The following is a 20,509-nucleotide window of genomic DNA, read 5'->3' as shown; positions in this document are numbered from 1 at the left end:
GTTGCGTAGCGGCAAATTTTGACATGCCGCACTGCGCCGCTACCGTTTCGGTGCATGAAGATATTTTCATATTCGGCCGCGGTGTCGCGCCGAACGCACGTTTCGTGACGCTGAAACCCGACACCACGATCGCCGCGGCTACACGGCGGCGGCATCTCGGCAATGCAGGCTCAATCGCGCACCGCTATCACCAGCATTGTCCGCAATCTGCAGCGTGTAGCCATGCAGGCGTGCGATCGCGCTGACGATGCTCAGGCCCAGTCCGGACCCCGGCGTGCTGCGGCAGCTCTCGGCACGATAGAAGCGGCGCGTCACCGCGTCGCGCTGATCGGGCGGGATGCCTGGCCCGCTATCGCACACGTCCACCCATGGACCATCCTCGGCAACCCGCGCGCGGATATCGACGCGACCACCGGGCGGAGTGAACTTGATCGCGTTGCCGACCAGGTTGCTCAACGCCTCCAGCAGCAGATGCCGGTCCGCATGGATCGGCGGCAACGACGGCTGCTGCAGCTCCAGCCGCTGACCGCGGTCCTCGGCCAGCGGCAGATACAGCGCATGCACTTCCTGCAGGATCTCGGCCAGATCGACCTGGTCGAATCCGGCGCGACGCTGCTGGTTTTCCAGCTCCGAGATGCGCAGCAACGCGCGGAAGCGATCGAGCAGTGCATCGGTGTCGACCAGGCATGCCTCCAGCGTTTCATTCTCGCTGCTGTCTGCACCGAACTGCTGCTGCAAGCGGTAGATCCGTGCGCGCAAGCGGGTCAGCGGCGTGCGCAGGTCGTGCGCAATGTTGTCGCAGACTCCTTTCACTTCGCCGAGCAGGCGCTCGATTTCGTCGAGCATCGCGTTGACGATGCCGGCCAGCATGTCCAGCTCATCGCCGCGCCGGCTCACCGGCAGGCGTTGGGCCAAGTCGCCGCGCATGATCGGCAGGGTGGCTTCGCGAATCGCATGGACGCGCCGCAATGGTCCACGGGAAAGCAGCCAGCCGCCAAGCAGGCCGGGTACCACGGTCAACGAGATGCCCCACAGCAAGGCCTGCAGGATGATCGTGCCGATCCGGTCGACGATGCTGGTATCCCGCGAGACCAGCAGGATGCGCCCGTCCCGCAGGCGCACGGCCGCGGCGCGCACGCTGACATGCGCATGGCCATCGCTGCGCGCCAGACCTTGCGGCACGATGGCCACCGGGCCATTGATCAGCACATTCGGTGGCAGCACGGTAATCGTTCCGGCCAGCGCTTTTCCGTGGGCGTCGAACAGTCCCCAGGCGTTGAGTTGCCGCGTCTCCAGCGAGACGTAGTCATCCAGCGCGCGCAGTCGCGTGGGTTCGTCCAGCATCGAGAAGTAATCCGCCTGACGGCCGATCAGCTCGTTGGAGACGCGCGTCAGATAGCTGGCTGCCTGCCAGTGGATCAGGCCGATCACCACGATGCCCCACAGCGCGAAGAACGAGCCATAGATCAGGATCAGGCGCGCGGTGGTGGAACGCCAGTTGTCAGTCAGTCTGCGCAAGGCTGTACCCCGAGCCACGTACGGTATGGATCAGCGGCGCACAACCCGCTGCATCAATCTTCTTGCGCAACCGGCCGATGTGCACATCGATCAGGTTGGTACCGGGATCGAAATGGAAACCCCACACCGTCTCGAAGATCATCGTGCGAGTCAGCACCTGACCGGCATGGCGCATCAAAAATTCCAGCAACTTGAATTCGGTAGGCAGCAGCGACAGCTGGGTATCGCCACGGCGCACCACATGGCGCACCAGATCAAGCTCCAGATCGGCGACGCACAACAGTGTCTGCTGTGCCTGCTGGCGATGCCGGCGCAGCAGCACATCCACCCGCGCCACCATTTCGTCGGGAGCAAACGGCTTGGTCAGGTAATCATCGCCACCGGCGCGCAGGCCACGCACGCGTTCGTCGACGTCGCTTAGCGCACTGATCATCAGCACCGGCGTGGCAATGCCCTGCCCGCGCAGTTGTGTCACCACGCTGAGCCCGTCGAGGCCAGGTAGCATCAGGTCCAGTGTGATCGCGTCGTAGCAGGGATCCGCCGCACGCCGCAGGCCTTCGCGTCCATCCGCCACACGGTCGGTATCGATGCCATGGCTGGCCAGTTCCGCCGCGATCTCGCGCGCCGTGACGTCGTCGTCCTCGATGACCAGAATGCGTGGCATCGATCATTTACCAAGTGCAATACTGAGAGCGAGCATAACGACAAATCGGCAGGATCGCCGATTTGCACGGCGATAGCCGCCCATAGGGTGAGGCACATGGATGTGCCGAATGAAACGGCCTCCCGAAGGAGGCCGTTTGTAGTGACTCATGTACGCATCGCTCAGGCGGCGAACAAACCGCGCATCTTCTTCATCGCGTTCGCCTCGACCTGACGGATACGTTCGGCGGAGACACCGTATTCGTCGGCCAGATCCTGCAAAGTGGCCTTGTCGTCGTCGAGCCAGCGGCGCTGAATGATGTTGCGCGAACGCTCGTCCAGGTTCTTCAAGGCGCTGGACAGCGTCGACATCTGGTTGTCGGCATCGTCGGCGTCGGCCACGTTCTCGTACGGGTCGGCGCCTTCATCGATCAGGAACGCCGCTGGTGCCGGCTTCGCATCGTCGTCGGCATCCGCCGGCGCTTCGAAACCGATATCACGGCCGGACAGACGCGATTCCATCTCGCGCACGGTCGCCTCGGGCACGCCCAGATCCAACGCCACCGTGCGCACCTCGGCCGCGTTCATCCAGCCCAGGCGCTTCTTGCTCTTGCGCAGGTTGAAGAACAGCTTGCGCTGCGCCTTGGTGGTGGCGACCTTGACGATGCGCCAGTTCTTCAGGATGAACTCGTGCATCTCGGCACGGATCCAGTGCACCGCGAAGCTGACCAGGCGCACGCCCTGATCCGGATCGAAACGCTTGACCGCCTTCATCAGGCCGATGTTGCCTTCCTGGATCAGGTCGGCCAGCTGCAGGCCGTAGCCGTTGTAGCCACGCGCCACATGCACCACGAAACGCAGATGCGACATCACCAACTTCTTGGCCGAAGCCAGATTGGCCTCTTCGAGGAAGTCGCGCGACAGCGCCTGCTCCTCTTCCGTGGTCAGCACCGGAATCCGATGCACCGCAGAGATATAGGCATCCAGACTGCCCACTACGCTCGGTAGCGGAAAGTTGGCGGTCACCAAGGCTTGAGACATGGGTGGAACCTCCTGAATGACATCAAAGTTTAGCACTCGGGTGGTTGGAGTGCTAAGCCGGTGATTAGTTCGACCCGGATGGGCTCGGGGACTTAATGAACCGTATCGTACAGATATTTACGGCTCTTGTCCAGCGGCCCCATGGCCTCGACATGAGGGTCGCCCAGCAGCATTCAAGCGGGCGTGAAACCGCCCTGCAATGCGGAACGCGGCGGCAGCGACCAGTCGATCAGCGCGTGGCCGCGGGATTCGAGGTAACGGTTGGCAGCCGAGAAGTGGCCACAACCGATGAAGCCGCGGTGGGCTGACAAAGGCGACGGGTGTACCGAATTCAGCACGCAATGGCGACTGCCATCGATCAACTGGCCCTTGCGCTGGGCGTAGGAGCCCCACAACAGGAACACCAGACCCTCGCGCTCGCGGTTGAGTGCGTCGATCGCGGCATCGGTGAAACCTTCCCAGCCTTTGCCCTGATGCGCGCCGGCGCGGCCGTCCTCCACCGTCAACACGCTGTTGAGCAGCAGCACGCCGCGATCGGCCCATGGCGTGAGGCAACCGTGGTCGGGTCGCGCGATGCCGAGGTCACGCTGGATCTCCTTGAAAATGTTTTCCAGTGACGGGGGCACCCGCACGCCAGGGCGCACCGAGAAGCACAGGCCATGCGCCTGGCCCGCGCCGTGATACGGGTCCTGGCCGAGGATCACCACCCGCACCGCGTCGAACGGGGTGTGTTCGAACGCGGCGAAGATTTCCGGACCGGGCGGATAGATCCGCTTGCCGGCGTGCTTCTCCGCACGCAGGAACGTCGCCAGCGCCTGCATCTCGGGGCGTTGCAGATAATCGCCGATGCGCGCCTTCCACGACGGCTCCAACCGGATCTTTTCGGGCATGGGCCGCTCGTCGCTCATGCCTTGCTCGCGCGCTCGCGCAGGTGCCGTGCCACGCGCAGTTGGAACAGCAGCTTGGTGATCAGCAGTTTTTCCTCGACCGGCTTCTCGACCAGATCGTTCGCACCGGCGCGGATCAGCGCGGCCTGGTTAGCCGGGTTCTCGTCGCCGGTCATCACCAGCACCGGCAAGCGACCCTTGCCGTAACCGAACTCGCCACGGATGTGTTCGAGCAGGTCGCCACCGGTCAGCTCGCCTTTCAGGCTGACGTCGGTCAACACCACGTCGGCGCCGACCCAGCCCAGCACGCGATCGGTCTCCAGCAGCGCCAGCGCATCCTCCACGCTGACCACATGACGCACGGTGAGTCCGATCTTCTCCAGCATGCGACGGGTCGCCAGGGCCACCACGCGGCTGTCCTCGACGTACAGCACGGTGCCCTCCGCGGACGTCTGCGGGCTTACATAGCCGCGGATGAACTCGGCCAACGCCTGGAAACCCAGCGCCTTGTCGAAATAATCGGTGACGTGCTCGCCGAGCGAGCGCCGGTGCAGGCGATCCTCGACATCGCCGGAGACCACCACGATCGGCACGTAGATCTGCGGCGCAGACTCGCGCACGAAGCGCGCCAGTTCCAGCCCGTCCATGTCGGGCAGGCGCAGCGCGATGGTGATGAAATCGAACACGCCTTCGCCGAGTACCTGTTGTGCATCGGCGCCGCTGCCGCAACCGACGACTTCGACGCCGGGCAGCTCGGCCTGCAGTACCCGGGTGATCAACTGCCGCACCACGCGCGAGCCGTCGACCACCAGCACACGTGGTGCCTCGGTGAGCAGGCGACTGCTGATATTTGTACTCATTCCTTGGCTAATCCACTCGACTCGTGGCGATCCCTGCCGATGAACCTGCGAGCGCACCCCCTGCGCCCGCTTTCCGCTACAGATAATGCATTGACCGCCACGTCGATGCTGCGATTCGCATCGCCTTCGGCAGAGTCCCTCAGCCCAGCTTGCGCAATTGCCAGGCACTCACCAGTCGCGCACCAAGCCAGCCCAGCGCAGCCGCCGCCACCGGCACCGCCAGCAACAGCCACAAAGGCAGACCACCGACTTGCAGCTTGCCATCATAGGCCCGGCTCAACTGTGCCACCGGTCCGGCCAGCGCGAACTCGATCAGCACCGCCAGCAGCGCAGCGAGGATGCCGCTGAACAGGCCATACCAGATCCCGGCATACAGATACGGCCGGCGCACGAACGCACTGCTGGCGCCTACCAGCAGCAGCACGCCGATCTCCTCGCTGCGGCTGGCGATATCCACCCGCACCGTGTTGCCGACCACCAGCAAGGCCGCCAGCGCCAGCAACGAAGCCAGCACCAGCACGACACGATTGCCGACGCCAAGCAGCGCATCCAGCCGCTGCCGCCAGCTGCCGCTGTCCTGCACCAGCTCGACGCTGCGCATCGTGCGCACATCGGTCACCAGCTGCTCGAGCGCGTCGGCACTCACTTCCGCGCGCGGTTGCAGTTGCAGCACATACGGCAGCGGGTTGCTGTCCAAGCTCTGCAGGGCACCGGAGAAACCCTGCATCTTGGCCAGTTCATCCATGCCCTGTTGCGGGGTTTTCACGGTGACCGCAGCCACCTCGGGACGATCGCCCAGCTGCTTGGCCAGCAGTTGCGCCTGCTGTTCGCTCTGACCGGGCTGCAGGAACACGCTGATCGCCTGGGTCTGACCCAGCGCATCGCCGAGCTTCTGCACATTGCCCAGCAACAGGTAAAACGCCAGCGGCAACGCCAGCGCCAGGCCCATCACCGCAATCGTCAGCAGGCTGCCAAGCGGACGCGAGGCGAGCCGGCGCAGGCTGGCCGCCGCGCTCCAGCCGTGATGCTCCCGCCAGTTGCCGAGACGGCGCCCGCGAGTGTGCTCGTTGCGCGGCGGCGCATCGGGCGTGGTTGTGTGGCTGGCTTCGGGCGGCGTGTTCACAGCACCTCCTGCGCTGCCAGGTCAGCAACCAGCCGGCCATGGTCGAGCACGATCACGCGCTTCTTCATGCGTTTGATCAGCGGCAGGTCGTGACTGGCGACCAGTACGGTGGTGCCGACCTGCTGAAACTCGCCGAACAGGCCCATGATCTCCACCGCCAGTTGCGGATCGAGGTTACCGGTCGGTTCGTCGGCAATCAGCAAGGTCGGACGCGCGACGATCGCGCGGGCAATGCCGACGCGCTGCTGCTCGCCAGCAGACAGGGTGTCCGGCAGCTGGCGTTCGTAGGCAAGCAGGCCGACCTTCTCCAGCGCCGCGCGTACGCGTCTGGCGCGCTCGGGCTTGGCGATGCCGCCGATCACGAGCGGCAGTTCGACGTTGGCAAATACCGTGCGTTCCATCAGCAGGCGGTGATCCTGGAACACCATGCCGAGCTGCCGTCGCCATTTCGGAATGCCGCTGCGGCGGATCTTCGACAGACTCTTGCCGTCCATGCTGATCGTGCCGTGCGAGGGCCGCTCGATCAGACCCAGCAGCTTGAGCAGGGTGCTCTTGCCGGCACCGGAGTGACCGGTGATGAAGGCCATCTCGCCGGTCGGCACCTCGAACGAAAGCTGCGAGAGCGCCTCATGGCCACCTTCGTAGCGCTTGCTGACTTGATCAAAATGGATCACCGAGTATCCCCGAGCCTGCGTGCCGTCATATCAGCGCCAAGGATAAGGGAAGCCGGCATCAAGATGCGGACTTCATGCGTCCGCTGATCGCCACGAGTTCAGCCCGTGGCGATCGATGCGCTCAGCGGCCGGTGAACAGCCGGGTCAGCCGGCGGAACAAGCCGGGCTTTTTCGGATGGGCGTGTTCGCCGGTCTTGCCGGAGGTCACCGCGACCTGCCGCGACGGCCGGTTGTGGGTGCTGCCGGTGGACTCCGTCGCATTGCGCTCGCGCGGCGGACGACGCTCGCCCCGCGGCGCACGGTTGCCCTCGGCCACGGCGGTGGTGTGACCGTTCGTCTCGACGCCATCGGTTGGCGCGCCTTCGCGACGACGATTGCGGCCGCCACGACGACGACGCGGCTTGCGTGCACCTTCGGCAGCGACGCTGCCGTCAGCCGCCGGAGCTGCCTCGGTCTGGTGCACGGCCACGGCCACCGGCTGCTCGGTCGCGACACCGCCGTCGACGACGGGTACGAACGGCTTGCGCTCGCGCGGCGGACGCGAAGATCCGGTACGGCCGGCACCACTGCGCTCGCCGCTGCGGCTGGAGCCACCAGAGCGACGCGGCGCCTCGCCCGGACGCGGCGCCACTACATCGCCGAAGGCGGCGCTGTCGGCCGCCGCATTCGCGGCGAACTCGGCATCGATTGCATGCGGCTTGGGCATGATCAACAGTTCCGGATCCATCGACGCGACCGGAATGCTCTGACCGATATAGGTCTCGATTTCCGGCAACGACATTGCGTACAGATCGCAGGCGAAGCTGATCGCGTCACCCTCGGCACCGAGTCGCGCGGTACGGCCGATGCGGTGCACGTAATCCTCCGCTTCGTGCGGCAGGTCGTAATTGAAGACATGGCTGACCGCCGGAATGTGCAGACCGCGTGCGGCCACGTCGGTGGCCACCAGGATGTCCAGCTGGCCGTCCTGGAAACGCTGCAGCAGCTTCTGCCGCTTCAGCTGCGGCACATCGCCGGAGATCGCGCCGACGCGGCAGCCGTGGCGCTTGACCCGTTCGGTGATGCGCTCGGCGGCGGCCTTGGTATTGACGAAGATGATGCTGCGGCTCGGCTTGGTGCGATCGAGCAGATTCAGCAGCAGCGGCATCTTCTCTTCTTTCGCAGGGAAGTAGACCAGCTGGCGCACCTTGTCGGCGGTGACGTTGTCGCTCTCCACCACCAGCTTCTCGGCGTTGTGCATGTGCTCGTAGGCCAGCTCCAGCACGCGGTGTGACAGAGTGGCGGAGAACAGCAGCACCTGACGCTGCTCGCGTGGCGGCAGCCGGCGGAAGATGAAGCGCACGTCCTTGATGAAGCCGAGATCGAACATGCGATCGGCTTCGTCGATCACCATCACTTCGACGCTGTTGAGGCTGAACACGCCCTGCTTGTGGTAGTCGAGCATGCGACCTGGGGTGGCGATGATGATGTCGCAGCCATCTTTCAATTGCTGGCGCTGCTTGTCGTAATCGACGCCGCCGTAGATCAGTGCGCTGCGCAGGCCCGTGTGGCGGCCGATCGCCTTGGCGTCCTTCTCGATCTGGATCGCCAGCTCGCGCGTCGGCGCGATGATCAGTGCGCGCGGATCGCTGTCCTTGCGGTCGGCCACGGCCGGCGTGGTCAGCAGGCGATTCATCAGCGCGACCAGGAAGGCGCAGGTCTTGCCGGTGCCGGTCTGTGCCTGGCCAGCGACGTCGCGGCCGGCCAGTGCCAGCGGCAGGGTCATTTCCTGGATCGGCGTGCAGCGGGTGAAGCCGCTGTCGTCCAGGCCTTGCTGCAGCAACGGTTGAAGATCGAAATTGGTGAAGAAAGTGTCGGTGAGTACGGTTTGTGACATATGCGGATGGGTAACCTTGCCTGACGGCGGCGGGATGCGCTGCAGCCGCTTCAGACGCCGAAGGTCGGCGGAGGGCGGCGCAGGACGGGTGCGCGATGCGCAGCGAAGCGGCTCAATGTCAGGGTCAACAAGGTCGCGCCGCGGCTGGCGACGCCGTATTTGCCGGCGGTCTGACGGGCAGCTGTGCAAGCTGCCCTTGAATCGTGCCCGGAGTTGCGCTGGAATGAAGACTTGCCGTCACGGCATGCCCTCTTCCTGTTCAACCCATGCTTCATGGGCGCCTGAGTGTAGCTGATGACGGCCTCACGGTCGCTATCTCCTTGTTTTCCCGAGTTTGCCACCCCACTTTAGTCACCCCGCACGTTTTGCGCCCCCAGCCACGGAGATCCCCGGTGAGCGACCTGATTACCCATGTGAATGACGACGCCTTCGACGAGCAGGTGCTCAAATCCGAAACTCCGGTGCTGCTGGATTTCTGGGCGGAATGGTGCGGTCCGTGCAAGGCCATCGCGCCGATGCTGGATGAGCTGGCCGTGCAGTACGAAGGCAAGCTGCGCATCGTCAAGGTCAACATCGACCAGAACCAGCAGACCCCGCGAGCCTATGGCGTGCGCGGCATCCCGACCCTGATGGTGTTCAAGAACGGCAAGGTCGAGGCGACCCAGATCGGCGCCGTCAGCAAGGGTCAGCTGACCCAGATGATCGACAAGGCCATCTGATCCACCTGCTCCAAATCCGCTGCATGAAGCCGGCCCGGCATTGCCCGGCCGGCTTGCGAGGCTTTACGCCGATACGCAGCGGGTGCTAGATTCATCGCGTCCGTCGGGACAGTCCTGTCCCCTTGCGCCTTCCGCGCGACGCACACCCTCCCTCCTGTAATTCAACGGCGCCCCGCGAGGATTGCCCGTGTCCGATAACGAAAACAACATCCCGAACGACGCCAAGCGCGCCGATACCAGCCCTGCTGCCGAAGGCAAGCCCGAGCCGCGCCCCCGCGCGCCGCGCCGCACGGCGGCGGCGATTGCAGCGGCCAACGCAGAAAAAGCAGCAATGAGCGACAAGACGCCATCCGCCGCCGCGTCAGCGCCGCCCCCGGCACCAGCCGAACGGCCGACGCCAGCGCAGGCAACCCAGGCGCCAGCGCCACGTAACGAAACATCACCGCAGCGGGCGCCGCAGGAACCGCGCGAGCCTGCCGCTTACCAGGGCCAGAACCAGAATCAGGATCCGGCGTCGAACCCGAATCAGGGCCAAGGTCAGAGCCAGAACCAGGCCCAGGCGCAAAACCCGAACCAGGGCCAGAACCCGAATCAGGGCGGCCAGGGCCAGAACCCAGGCCCGAACCCGAACAACCCCAACAATGGTCCTCGCGAAGGTCGCGACGGCCGTGGCCGTCGCCGGCGCAACGAGCGCGGTGGCAATCCGAATCCGAACCCGCAGCAGCCACGTCCGCAGCATCAGCGCCCCAACCCGAACGGCCTGCCGGTGGATGACGACAACGCCGATCCGGGCAGCAATGATCGCGTCATCAACCTCACCGAACTGAAGCGCAAGAACGCGATCCAGCTGCTGGAATTCGCCGAGTCGCTGGGCCTGCACGAAGGCATCGCCCGCGCCCGCAAGCAGGACGTGATCTTCAACGTGCTCAAGGCGCACGCACGCTCAGGCGGCGGCATCTGGGCCGAAGGCGTGCTGGAAATCCTGCAGGACGGCTTCGGCTTCCTGCGTTCGGCCGACGAGTCCTACCTGGCCGGCCCCGATGACATCTACGTGTCGCCCAGCCAGATCCGCCGCTTCAACCTGCGCACCGGCGACTACATCACCGGCCGTGTGCGCCATCCGAAGGAAGGCGAGCGTTATTTCGCGATGCTGCGTGTCGACGACATCAACGGCGATCCGCCGGAAGCGTCGAAGAACAAGATGCTGTTCGAGAACCTCACCCCGCTGTTCCCGCGCAAGTCGTTCAAGCTGGAGCGCGGCAACGGTTCGAGCGAGGACATCACCGGCCGCATCCTCGACCTGATCGCGCCGATCGGCCGCGGCCAGCGTGGCCTGATCGTCTCCCAGCCGAAGTCCGGCAAGACGATGATGCTGCAGAACATCGCCCAGGCGATTACCTACAACCATCCCGACGCGCACCTGATCATGCTGTTGATCGACGAGCGTCCGGAGGAAGTGACCGAAATCGCCCGCACCGTGCGCGCCGAAGTCATCTCCTCGACGTTCGACGAGCCGGCCGTGCGCCACGTGCAGGTCGCCGAGATGGTGATCGAGCGCGCCAAGCGCCTGGTCGAGCACAAGAAGGACGTGGTGATCCTGCTCGACTCGATCACCCGCCTCGCCCGCGCCTACAACACCGTGGTGCCGAGCTCCGGCAAGGTACTCACCGGCGGTGTCGACGCGAATGCGCTGCAGCGCCCGAAGCGTTTCTTCGGCGCAGCGCGTAACGTCGAAGAAGGCGGTTCGCTGACCATCATCGCCACCGCGCTGACCGAAACCGGCAGCAAGATGGACGAGGTGATCTACGAGGAGTTCAAGGGCACCGGCAACATGGAAGTGCACCTGAGCCGCCGCATCTCCGAAAAGCGCGTGTACCCGGCAATCGACATCAACCGCTCCGGCACCCGCCGCGAGGATCTGCTGATCGAGCCGGACATGCTGGCCAAGATCTGGATCCTGCGCAAACTGCTGCACCCGATGGACGAGCTCTCCGCAATGGAGTTCATGCTCGACAAGATGAAGAACACCAAGTCGAATGACGAGTTCTTCAATTCGATGAAGCGCTGATCCCGCTTCATCGCATCACCCAGAAAGGCCGGCTCTTCGCCGGCCTTTCTCTTTGTGCGCACTTGCGGAAGTGCCCTCCTTCGGCTGCAATCGGCCGGAAGTCCAAGGGGAAACACTTATGCTTTTGCGTGTTACGTTGCTTGTGCTTGGACTGTTACTCGCAGGGTCGGCCGCAGCCGATCAGAAACCTTTTCCGCTGGCACAGATATGCCCATATCAGACCGCCCTCATACGCAAGATTGCGCTGCACGGCGTTTTCGATGCGCCTCCTGCCATCAACACCCTGATGCTGAATGTGATAGACGGCAAGTTGCCGCAAGTACGTCAGCAGCTGATCGAAATGAATAAGGGCGATGCAGTGCGTTGGCGGCAAACCGCATTGATCATCGCGGCCTACGCGAGAGAGCCTGCCATGGTGGCTGGCCTGCTGGACGATGGCGCCTTGATCGATGCTCAGGGAACGCTGCCTGCCCTCGACCGCAAGTTTCGCGATCAGCTCTTGGCTGAAGTGAAGAAGGATCCTAAATGGGATAGCGTCGATCCAGACCCGAAGACAGCACGCTTGCTGGACGCAGATTTTCTGTTCGACGGCCGCCCCGAGGGTCCCGTAGCGACCATCGCAGCGCAATGCAGCGATCTGACGACATTGGATGTCGCGTTGAGCCACCACGCCAACCTGAAAGCACGGACTACACATAGCAACGATGTCATGGTCATGGCGGTGATCGCTGACGATCCGGTCATCGTCAAACGTCTGCTCGATCACGGTGCCGACCCCTCGATCGCCTTGGGCGACTCTTCCGACGGACTGATTACGGCCATCGCCGGGGGCAACGCAGCCATGGTGACGCTCTTGCTGGATCATGGCGCCGACCCCTGTGCCGAATATCGAAGCCGCCAGCAGCGAATCGACGCGTACCAGACCAAGCATCACAAGCAGAAGAGGGTGTTGCCCACCGACGCCGAGGTCGGTCGCCGCAAAAATCTGCCCGATGATCTGGTCGCCCGACTGATCTGCCCTGCGTTTGACACGGCGAGTGCACACGCCCACTGACGGTTGCTCCCGGGCGCGCCATCGGCACTTCCAACGAATCGCCGTACCGCACCATCTGTACCGCCCCGTCCAATTATTTGCCCTCACCCCCTTTTCGTTGTCACGCAACACCCCCATAGTGACTCGCTCACCCAGCGAGGCTTTGCCCGTGTCCATACCCAGTGCCGTCAAGAGCACCCCGATCCGGGACCGCCAGCAGTTGACCGATTACCTCGCTGCCGGCGAGAAGCCGCGCGAGGCGTGGCGCATCGGCACCGAGCACGAGAAGTTCGGCTTCCTCACCGACAGCCTGCGTCCGCCGACCTTCGAGGGTGATCGCGGCATCAAGCTGCTGCTGGAAACCATTGCTACCCGCTACGGCTGGGACGTGGCCCGCGAAGGCGAGAACCCAGTAGCGCTGTCGCGCGACAAGGCCTCGATCACGCTGGAGCCGGCCGGCCAGCTGGAGCTGTCCGGCGCGCCGCTGGAGACGATCCACCAGACCTGCTGCGAGGTGAACTCGCATCTGGAGGAAGTGCGCTCGATCGCCGACGGCATGGGCCTCGGCTTCCTCGGCATGGGCTTCCAGCCGAAGTGGCGCCGCGACGAGATGCCGTGGATGCCGAAGGGCCGCTACAAGATCATGCGCGAATATATGCCCAAGGTTGGCTCGCTCGGCCTGGACATGATGACGCGCACCTGCACGGTGCAGGTGAACCTGGATTTCTCCAGCGAAGCGGACATGATCAAGAAGTTCCGCGTGAGCCTGGCGCTGCAGCCGATCGCCACCGCGCTGTTCGCCGATTCGCCGTTCACCGAAGGACGTCCAAACGGCTATCTGTCGTATCGCTCGCACATCTGGACCGATACCGACAAGGACCGCACCGGCATGCTCGACTTCGTTTTCGCCGATGGTTTCGGCTACGAGCGTTACGTCGACTACATCCTCGACGTGCCGATGTATTTCAGCCTGCAGGAGGGCAACTACCTCGACCTCGCAGGACAGGATTTCAAGAAGTTCATGGCCGGCGAACTGCCGATGCTGCCAGGCGCCAAGGCGAACATGAAGGACTTCGCCGACCATCTCACCACCGCATTCCCCGAGGTTCGCCTCAAGCAGTACCTGGAAATGCGCGGTGCCGACGGCGGCCCGTGGAACAGGCTGTGCGCGCTGCCCGCGTTCTGGGTCGGCCTGCTGTATGACGACGAAGCGCTGGATGCGGCATGGGATCTGGTCAAGGACTTCAGCCGCGAGGAGCGCCACGCGCTGCGCGATGGCGTGCCGAAGCATGCGCTGAAGCTGCCGTTCCGCAACGGCACCGTGCGCGACCTCGCCGAAGAAGCACTGAAGATCGCCGGCCACGGCCTCAAGCGTCGCGCCCGCCTCAACAAGAACGGCGCCGACGAGAGCATCTTCCTGGAACCGATGATCGAGATCGTGCAGGCCAACCAGACCCCGGCCGAACGCAAGCTGGAACTGTTCCACGGCGCCTGGAACGGCAGCGTCGATCCGGTGTTCCGCGAGTTCGCGTACTGACGAGCATTCAAGCTACCCAGTGCAAGCCGCTATGATCGTTGCTTGCACTACCGTCAGCTGTACAAGGATGCCCGATGCCCAACGCATACCGCCTCACCTTGACGCTTGCTTGCCTGTTGATCGCGCCATGCCTGACATCGGTCGTGCAGGCGCAGGACACGACCCCACCGGCACTCAGCCAGACCGAGTTCAGCCAGTGCTTGGCCGGACTGCGGCACGGCGACAACTTCGCACGCATCAGCGATGGCACATGGAAGCAGTACACAACGAACCTCGCACCGGACGGCAGCATCCTGCCGCTGCTCGACAAGCAGCCTGAATTCACCCTGCCTGCGTGGGATTACATCGCGATGCTGGTGGACCAGGAGCGCGTGGCCGATGGCCGCGCCGCCTACCAGCAATGGCTGCCCGTGTTGCGCCAGATCCAGAGCCGCTACGGCGTCGATCCGGCGATCGTGGTCGGCGTATGGGGCGTGGAGAGCAACTTCGGCAAGATCACCGGCGGCCGGCCGCTGGTGCAGTCGCTGGGCACGCTGTCGTGCTTCGGGCGGCGGCAGGCGTATTTCCGCGGCGAGTTCGCCGCGGCGCTGCAGATCCTGCAGAACGGCGACATCGCACCGGACAAGCTCAACGGTTCATGGGCCGGCGCGTTCGGGCAGACCCAGTTCATGCCCAGCACCTTCCTGCACACTGCCGTCGATTTCGATGGCGACGGCCACCGCGACGTGGTCGGCAGCGTGCCCGATGCGCTGGCCTCCACCGCCAACTTCCTGCATCAGGCGGGTTACCGCACGGGCGAGCCGTGGGGGCTGGAGGTAAAACTGCCGGCCGGTTACGCGGGCAGCTCCGCCCGCAAGAGCAAGCACGACGTCGCGTACTGGATCGCGCAGGGCATCAAGCAAGCCAACGGCAAACCGCTGCCGCCGAATCTGCCCGACACCGGTCTGCTGCTGCCCACCGGAACACAGGGCCCGGCGTTCCTGACCGGCAAGAACTTCGACACCATCTACAGCTACAACGCCAGCGAAAACTACGCGCTGGCGATCGCGCAGTTGTCCACCCTGGTCGGCAACGACAACGATCACATCGGCTTCGTCACGCCGTGGCCCACCGACGACCCCGGCCTGTCCCGCGCCGAAAACCGCGAACTGCAAACCCTGCTGCAAGCCCGTGGCTACGACATCGGCGCGCCCGACGGCCTGATCGGTACCAAGACCCGCGTCGCGATCCGCACCGAACAGGGCCGGCTGGGCATGCCGGTCGATGGGCGCGCGGGACAGAAAATGTTGGCGGCGCTACGCGCGCAGCCAAGCGCAGCGCACTGATCAATCATCCCGCAAACGGAAAGATGCGCTGCGCAGGAAGGTTCTGTGTCAGCCGATCAAGCAGAAACCGTCTCCACCACCGACCACGCGACCGACTCGCCGGCCCGCATCGGCTTGCAGGTCGATCCGGCCAGCGGATATTCGTCCGGCACGATCCATGACGAGCGCTCGAGCGCGATGCGATCCTCGTTGCGCGGCAGACGGTAGAAGTCCGGGCCATGGAAGCTGGCAAACGCTTCGAGCCGATCCAGCCGACCGGCCTGCTCGAATGCCTCGGCATACAGTTCCAGCGCCGCATGGGCCGTATAGAGTCCCGCGCACCCGCAGTCCGTTTCCTTCGCTTCGCGCGAATGCGGCGCACTGTCCGTGCCGAGGAAGAAATGCGGATCGACGCTGGTAGCTGCCTGCAACAGGGCGGCGCGATGCGTCTCGCGCTTGAGGATCGGCGCGCAGTAATTGTGCGGGCGGATACCGCCTTCGAACAGCGCATTTCGGTTGAGCAGCAGATGATGCGCGGTAATCGTGGCTGCCACGTTGGCCGGGGCGCCACGGATGAACTCAACCGCATCACGGGTGGTGATGTGCTCAAGCACCATGCGCAAGGCCGGGAACCTGGCCTGCAGCGGCAGCAGATGGCGCTCGATAAAAACGCGTTCGCGATCGAAGATGTCGATGTCCGGATCGGTGACCTCGCCATGCAGCAGCAAGGGCAGGTCGTGCCGCTCCATCGCTTCGATCACGGGATACACCCGCGACAGCTCGCGTACGCCGGAATCGGAATTGGTGGTGGCTCCTGCCGGGTAGTACTTCACCGCGAAAACGCTGTCGCTCGCCTTGGCACGCACGATTTCCTCGATCGGGGTGTTCTCGGTGAGGTACAGCGTCATCAACGGCTGGAAGCGCATGCCCGCCGGCAAACTCGCGAGTATCCGGCGGCGATAGTCTTCAGCCTGGGCGACCGTGGTCACCGGCGGCTTCAGGTTCGGCATCACGATGGCGCGCGCGAATCGCTGCGCGGTGTGGGCGATCACCGAAGCCAGTGCATCGCCATCACGAAGGTGCAGATGCCAGTCATCAGGGCGGGTGATTTCAAGACGCGTGGGTGTCATGGATGGCGGACTCGATACAACCTGGATTGCACATGGTATCGCGTCGCTACGGTCGGGTCGTCTGGCCCGCCAGCAACTGACAACCAAGAAGCAGAGCTTTCACCCTCCTTCGGAGGGCGAGGTGGCGAAAGAGAACTGGTCGTTAGGCAACGGGATCGCGCAATACACGTGACTCTCGCTCACTGCTCAGGAAACTGCGATCAAGGCAAGTGGGATGGTACCGCGATCACCGCGATGCCAGGGCCATACTTTCCGCCAGCCTTGGGTTGTCTGGCCGAGAACGCAATCAACCTACCATCCGGAGACCAAACGGGGTGTTGGGCGTTGAGAGCGTATGGCGTAAGTTGCCGGATGCTTCGACCATCCTTGGCGGCTACAAAGACAGCATAGAAACCTGGGGAGAAGCTGGACCGATTGCTCTCAAAGGCGATCCGGGTTCCGTCCGGTGACCAGGAAGGAGCTCGCCCCTCCAGCGGGGCTTGCTCTAGTGGATGGGCGTCTCCTGTCGATGAGATCAGCCAAATCGTGTTCTTGGTTTGATCGTACAGCTGCCCTCGATTTGGCTGCGCTGCAAGCGCGATCCACTTCCCATCGGGAGACACTGACGACATCCCAGCCAAAAGCAGGTGCTGCTGCGTCAACACCTGCGACTTTCCCGTGGCAAGGTCGATCTTGCGGATCGTGTTGTTGCTACCGTCGAGCTCGGCGATTTGCGTGCCGCTCGGGTACCACGATGGATAAAAGAATTGCGGCTTCGAGGACGGGTAGGCAGCACGGATGTGCGTGCCATCGGCATTCATCAGCCAGGTCGAAGCAGACTTGTCTGCTGCGAGACCGGTAAAAGCGATTTCGTTGGTCGTAGACGACCAGCGTAAGCGGGTCTCTTCGACAGGAGCCGCATTTTTTGATATGGGCCGAATGTCTCCACCGGAGACTTCTACGACATACGCTTCCCATCTCCCCGGCCCCAAAGGATGTCTTTCGAAGATGATTCGACTGCCGTCGGGAGAAAATGCCGGGCCATAATCTGCGCCGTCTGCATCGGAAGTAACGAAGCGGATCGAAGATCCGTCAACAGACGGGCTCGCCGCCACTTCGGCGCCAAAGAGTGCAATTGAAGCCACCATGGCGACGGTCTTCAGCCAGGTGAAATGCATTCGTTGAGTCACTTTCTGCATCGCTCCGCCAAGAGACGCTACTCGGTACAAGCGGCCGAACCACAGCCTGTGAATCTGCCAATTACAGGCTTTACCTACTCTCCGCGCAACCATCGTGCCGCATCGATCGCGTAGTAGGTCAGGATCGCATCCGCCCCAGCCCGCTTCATCGCCGTCAGCGACTCCAGCACCACCGCCTTCTCATCCAGCCAACCATTCTGCGACGCAGCCTTCAACATCGCGTACTCGCCACTCACCTGATACACGAAGGTCGGCACGCCGAACGTGTCCTTCACCCGCCGCACGATGTCGAGATACGGCAGGCCCGGCTTCACCATCACCGCGTCGGCGCCTTCGTTGATGTCCAGCTCGACTTCATGCAGTGCCTCGTCGGAGTTGGCGACGTCCATCTGGTAGGTGTGCTTGTTGCCCTTGCCGAGGTTCGCCGACGAACCCACCGCATCGCGGAACGGGCCGTAGAACGCGGAGGCGTATTTCGCCGAGTAGGCGAGGATGCGGGTGTGGATGTGGCCGGCTTCTTCCAGCGCCTCGCGGATCGCGCCGATGCGGCCGTCCATCATGTCCGACGGCGCCACGAAATCCATGCCGGCTTCGGCCTGCGCCAGCGACATCTTGATCAATGCCTCGACGGTCGGCTCGTTCATCACGTAGCCGGTCGCGTCGACCAGGCCGTCCTGGCCATGCGTGGTGTATGGATCGAGCGCGACGTCGCCGATCAGGCCCAACTCGGGATACTTCGCCTTCAATGCGCGAGTGGCGCGCTGCATCAGGCCCTGCGGATTCCATGCCTCGGCGGCGTCCTCGCTCTTCACCGCCGAGCCCGGCGACGGGAACAACGCCAGCGCGGGAATGCCGAGACGCACGCATTCGCCGGCCAGCTTCAGCAGCTCGTCGATCGACAACCGATCCACGCCTGGCATCGATGGCACCGCTTCGCGCTGGCCTTCACCCTCGATCACGAACGCGACCATGATCAGGTCGCTCGCCAACAAGGTGTTCTCGCGCATCAACGCACGTGAGAAGGCATCGCGGCGCATGCGGCGCATGCGGATGGCGGGAAAGCTCATGGCAGATCCTGACTTGTGATATCCCGGGCATTTTAGGCCACAACGCACAGCCCGCGGCCGCGCTGCGACATTGCCTGCGCGCCCTGTCGCCACGGACCCAACATCGTGGACACCTTGCCGTAACGCTTTGGGGTGCACCCTCCGCGCCACGACCCGCCGTTCCCCACCGGAGGAAGCCTCATGAGCAAGACCACGCCCGCCGCCGCGACTTCCCATTGGCCACTGCCCGCTGGCGTCCGCTATCTGGGTCCGCATGCCCCGGACGAAACGCTCGATGTAACCCTGGTGCTGCGACGCAAGGGCCCGCTGGGCAAACTGGCGCCGTCAGCATCGCGCAGCGCCCGACATGCCGATTTCGTGGCGCGCTACGGCGCCGATCCGGCCGACGTAACGCGCCTGCGCGACTTCAGCCGTCAACACGGCCTGCAGGAGCTGGCCTGCGACGAGGGGCGGCGCACGCTGCATCTGCGTGGCACCGCGCAAGCGCTGCAGCAGGCGTTCGGTGTGCAACTGGGCCATTACGAGCTGACGCCTGGCGGCACGCCCTACGTGGGCAGCGCGCAGGCACCCACCCTGCCCGATCCGGCCATCATCGCCGTGCTGGGACTGGACCAGCGTCCGGTCGCGCAGCCGCATTTCCGCATCGCTCAGGCGCAGCCTTCCACGACCTATACGCCGCTGCAGGTCGGCCAGCTGTACAACTTCCCCGCCGGCGACGGCAGCGGCCAGATCATCGCGATCATCGAACTCGGCGGCGGCTACCAGCAGGCTGATCTGGATACCTATTTCAAGTCACTCGGCCTGGCGACACCTTCCATCACTGCCGTTTCCGTCGACAGCGGCAGCAACCAGCCCGGCGGCGACGCGGATGCGGAAGTTTTGCTGGACATCGAAGTCTCCGGTGCGCTGGCACCGGCGGCAAAGCTCGTCGTCTATTTCGCCGGCAATACCGACCAGGGTTTCTACAATGCGATCTCGCAGGCCGCACACAGCAGCACCCAACCGGCCAACGTGATGTCGATCAGCTGGGGAGGCCCCGAAAGCGGCTGGAGTACGGCGTCGCGCAATGCGATGGAGACCGCGCTGGAAGATGCCGCCGCACTCGGCGTGACAGTGACCGTGGCGGCCGGCGACAACGGTTCCAGCGATGGCGTCAGCAGCGGCCAGCCGACGGTGGATTTCCCCGCGTCCAGCCCTTCGGTGCTGGCCTGCGGCGGTACCGAACTGTTCGGCAGCGGCAGCACGATCAAGAGCGAAGTGGTGTGGAACGAGACTGCCGGCAACGAAGGGGCCACCGGCGGCGGTGTCAGCGCGGTGTTCGCACTGCCGACATGGCAATCAGCGTCGAAGGTGCCGGCAGCGCCGGGCGGTTTTGTCGGCCGCGGTGTGCCGGATGTCGCCGGCAACGCGGACCCGCTCACCGGCTACGCCGTGCGCGTCGACGGCCAGGACGAGGCCATCGGCGGCACCAGTGCGGTTGCGCCGCTGTGGGCCGCACTGGTGGCGCGGCTCAACCAGCAGCTCGGCCACTCGCTGGGTGCTGCAAACGCCAGCTTGTACGGCATCGGCAGCAAAGCGTTCCGCGATATCACCCAGGGCAACAACGGCAGTTACGCCGCCGGCCCGGGCTGGGACGCCTGCACCGGACTGGGCAGCCCAAACGGACAGGCCTTGCTCAGCGCCTTGCAGAGCGTATCGCCCACTCCCGCGCCTGCGCCAAGTCCCGCACCAAGCCCTGCACCTGCACCAAGTCCCGCACCCGCACCTAGCCCACCACACAAGCACAAGCACAAACCACCCGCCTCTGGTGGCAAGCACCCCAAGGGCAAAAAGTAGTTCTGGCCAGACCATC

The 20,509-nt window shown here is 64.3% G+C and carries 17 protein-coding genes; 6 read left to right on the top strand and 11 right to left on the bottom strand.

What is annotated here, in order from left to right:
- Nucleotides 1–138: 138 nt before the first annotated feature.
- From B0E48_RS01285 to rhlB, 8 genes are all read right to left on the bottom strand, one after another.
- Entirely contained in the window at nucleotides 139–1,518 is a 1,380-nt protein-coding gene (locus tag B0E48_RS01285) for an ATP-binding protein (protein WP_254423806.1), read from the bottom strand.
- Nucleotides 1,502–2,182 (bottom strand): response regulator transcription factor, encoded by a 681-nt coding sequence (locus B0E48_RS01280; RefSeq protein ID WP_077515636.1) that lies wholly within the window; start codon nucleotides 2,180–2,182, stop codon nucleotides 1,502–1,504. The genes B0E48_RS01285 and B0E48_RS01280 overlap by 17 nt, the downstream gene beginning before the upstream one ends.
- Before the next feature lie 161 nt (nucleotides 2,183–2,343).
- Nucleotides 2,344–3,201 (bottom strand): RNA polymerase sigma factor RpoH, encoded by an 858-nt coding sequence (rpoH, locus tag B0E48_RS01275; protein WP_077515635.1) that lies wholly within the window; start codon nucleotides 3,199–3,201, stop codon nucleotides 2,344–2,346.
- 173 nt (nucleotides 3,202–3,374) lie between these two features.
- Nucleotides 3,375–4,091, bottom strand: coding sequence for a uracil-DNA glycosylase (gene ung, locus B0E48_RS01270; RefSeq protein WP_139350115.1), 717 nt, complete (start codon nucleotides 4,089–4,091; stop codon nucleotides 3,375–3,377).
- A 14-nt stretch (nucleotides 4,092–4,105) separates the two neighbouring features.
- Nucleotides 4,106–4,948, bottom strand: a complete 843-nt coding sequence (locus tag B0E48_RS01265) for a response regulator (protein ID WP_077515633.1) — start codon at nucleotides 4,946–4,948, stop codon at nucleotides 4,106–4,108.
- 139 nt (nucleotides 4,949–5,087) lie between these two features.
- Entirely contained in the window at nucleotides 5,088–6,071 is a 984-nt protein-coding gene (gene ftsX / locus B0E48_RS01260) for a permease-like cell division protein FtsX (protein ID WP_077515632.1), read from the bottom strand.
- Entirely contained in the window at nucleotides 6,068–6,745 is a 678-nt protein-coding gene (gene ftsE / locus B0E48_RS01255) for a cell division ATP-binding protein FtsE (protein WP_077515631.1), read from the bottom strand. Before ftsE ends, ftsX begins: the two co-directional genes overlap by 4 nt.
- 121 nt (nucleotides 6,746–6,866) lie before the next feature.
- On the bottom strand, nucleotides 6,867–8,621 hold the full coding sequence (gene rhlB, locus B0E48_RS01250) for an ATP-dependent RNA helicase RhlB (RefSeq protein ID WP_077515630.1): 1,755 nt from the start codon (nucleotides 8,619–8,621) through the stop codon (nucleotides 6,867–6,869).
- A gap of 392 nt (nucleotides 8,622–9,013) precedes the next feature.
- Here rhlB and trxA point away from each other — a divergent pair, with 392 nt between their 5' ends.
- From trxA to B0E48_RS01225, 5 genes are all read left to right on the top strand, one after another.
- Nucleotides 9,014–9,340, top strand: a complete 327-nt coding sequence (gene trxA / locus B0E48_RS01245) for a thioredoxin TrxA (RefSeq protein WP_077515629.1) — start codon at nucleotides 9,014–9,016, stop codon at nucleotides 9,338–9,340.
- 187 nt (nucleotides 9,341–9,527) lie between these two features.
- On the top strand, nucleotides 9,528–11,408 hold the full coding sequence (gene rho / locus B0E48_RS01240) for a transcription termination factor Rho (protein ID WP_077516838.1): 1,881 nt from the start codon (nucleotides 9,528–9,530) through the stop codon (nucleotides 11,406–11,408).
- A 118-nt stretch (nucleotides 11,409–11,526) separates the two neighbouring features.
- Nucleotides 11,527–12,462 (top strand): ankyrin repeat domain-containing protein, encoded by a 936-nt coding sequence (locus B0E48_RS01235; RefSeq protein ID WP_077515628.1) that lies wholly within the window; start codon nucleotides 11,527–11,529, stop codon nucleotides 12,460–12,462.
- 148 nt (nucleotides 12,463–12,610) lie between these two features.
- On the top strand, nucleotides 12,611–13,978 hold the full coding sequence (locus B0E48_RS01230; RefSeq protein WP_077516837.1) for a glutamate--cysteine ligase: 1,368 nt from the start codon (nucleotides 12,611–12,613) through the stop codon (nucleotides 13,976–13,978).
- Between the two features lie 74 nt (nucleotides 13,979–14,052).
- A complete protein-coding gene (locus B0E48_RS01225) occupies nucleotides 14,053–15,303 on the top strand; it encodes a lytic murein transglycosylase (protein ID WP_077515627.1) in 1,251 nt (416 codons plus the stop codon).
- A 56-nt stretch (nucleotides 15,304–15,359) separates the two neighbouring features.
- Here the strand turns inward: B0E48_RS01225 and pyrC are convergent, their stop codons facing one another.
- From pyrC to hemB, 3 genes are all read right to left on the bottom strand, one after another.
- A complete protein-coding gene (gene pyrC, locus B0E48_RS01220) occupies nucleotides 15,360–16,412 on the bottom strand; it encodes a dihydroorotase (protein ID WP_077515626.1) in 1,053 nt (350 codons plus the stop codon).
- A 200-nt stretch (nucleotides 16,413–16,612) separates the two neighbouring features.
- Nucleotides 16,613–17,590: a PD40 domain-containing protein gene (locus B0E48_RS01215; RefSeq protein WP_168170270.1), complete on the bottom strand. Its 978-nt coding sequence runs from the start codon at nucleotides 17,588–17,590 to the stop codon at nucleotides 16,613–16,615.
- 74 nt (nucleotides 17,591–17,664) lie between these two features.
- Complete coding sequence (hemB, locus tag B0E48_RS01210; protein WP_077515624.1) at nucleotides 17,665–18,657, bottom strand: porphobilinogen synthase; 993 nt, start codon at nucleotides 18,655–18,657, stop codon at nucleotides 17,665–17,667.
- Between the two features lie 180 nt (nucleotides 18,658–18,837).
- Here hemB and B0E48_RS01205 point away from each other — a divergent pair, with 180 nt between their 5' ends.
- On the top strand, nucleotides 18,838–20,493 hold the full coding sequence (locus B0E48_RS01205; protein ID WP_077515623.1) for a S53 family peptidase: 1,656 nt from the start codon (nucleotides 18,838–18,840) through the stop codon (nucleotides 20,491–20,493).
- Nucleotides 20,494–20,509 lie beyond the last annotated feature (16 nt).

This window comes from Rhodanobacter sp. C03 (assembly GCF_002001175.1).
Classification (GTDB): domain Bacteria; phylum Pseudomonadota; class Gammaproteobacteria; order Xanthomonadales; family Rhodanobacteraceae; genus Rhodanobacter.
The sequence above is the reverse complement of the archived record's forward strand: the minus strand, read 5'-3'. Positions and strand labels throughout refer to the sequence as shown.

Excerpts from the sequence above, each read along its gene's own strand:
- B0E48_RS01280 (WP_077515636.1), bottom strand. The coding sequence starts at position 2,182 with ATGCCACGCATTCTGGTCATCGAGGACGACGACGTCACGGCGCGCGAG.
- rpoH (WP_077515635.1), bottom strand. The coding sequence starts at position 3,201 with ATGTCTCAAGCCTTGGTGACCGCCAACTTTCCGCTACCGAGCGTAGTG.
- B0E48_RS01205 (WP_077515623.1), top strand. The coding sequence starts at position 18,838 with ATGAGCAAGACCACGCCCGCCGCCGCGACTTCCCATTGGCCACTGCCC.
- hemB (WP_077515624.1), bottom strand. The coding sequence starts at position 18,657 with ATGAGCTTTCCCGCCATCCGCATGCGCCGCATGCGCCGCGATGCCTTC.
- B0E48_RS01235 (WP_077515628.1), top strand. The coding sequence starts at position 11,527 with ATGCTTTTGCGTGTTACGTTGCTTGTGCTTGGACTGTTACTCGCAGGG.
- ung (WP_139350115.1), bottom strand. The coding sequence starts at position 4,091 with ATGCCCGAAAAGATCCGGTTGGAGCCGTCGTGGAAGGCGCGCATCGGC.
- B0E48_RS01265 (WP_077515633.1), bottom strand. The coding sequence starts at position 4,948 with ATGAGTACAAATATCAGCAGTCGCCTGCTCACCGAGGCACCACGTGTG.
- B0E48_RS01225 (WP_077515627.1), top strand. The coding sequence starts at position 14,053 with ATGCCCAACGCATACCGCCTCACCTTGACGCTTGCTTGCCTGTTGATC.
- rhlB (WP_077515630.1), bottom strand. The coding sequence starts at position 8,621 with ATGTCACAAACCGTACTCACCGACACTTTCTTCACCAATTTCGATCTT.
- pyrC (WP_077515626.1), bottom strand. The coding sequence starts at position 16,412 with ATGACACCCACGCGTCTTGAAATCACCCGCCCTGATGACTGGCATCTG.
- B0E48_RS01215 (WP_168170270.1), bottom strand. The coding sequence starts at position 17,590 with ATGCAGAAAGTGACTCAACGAATGCATTTCACCTGGCTGAAGACCGTC.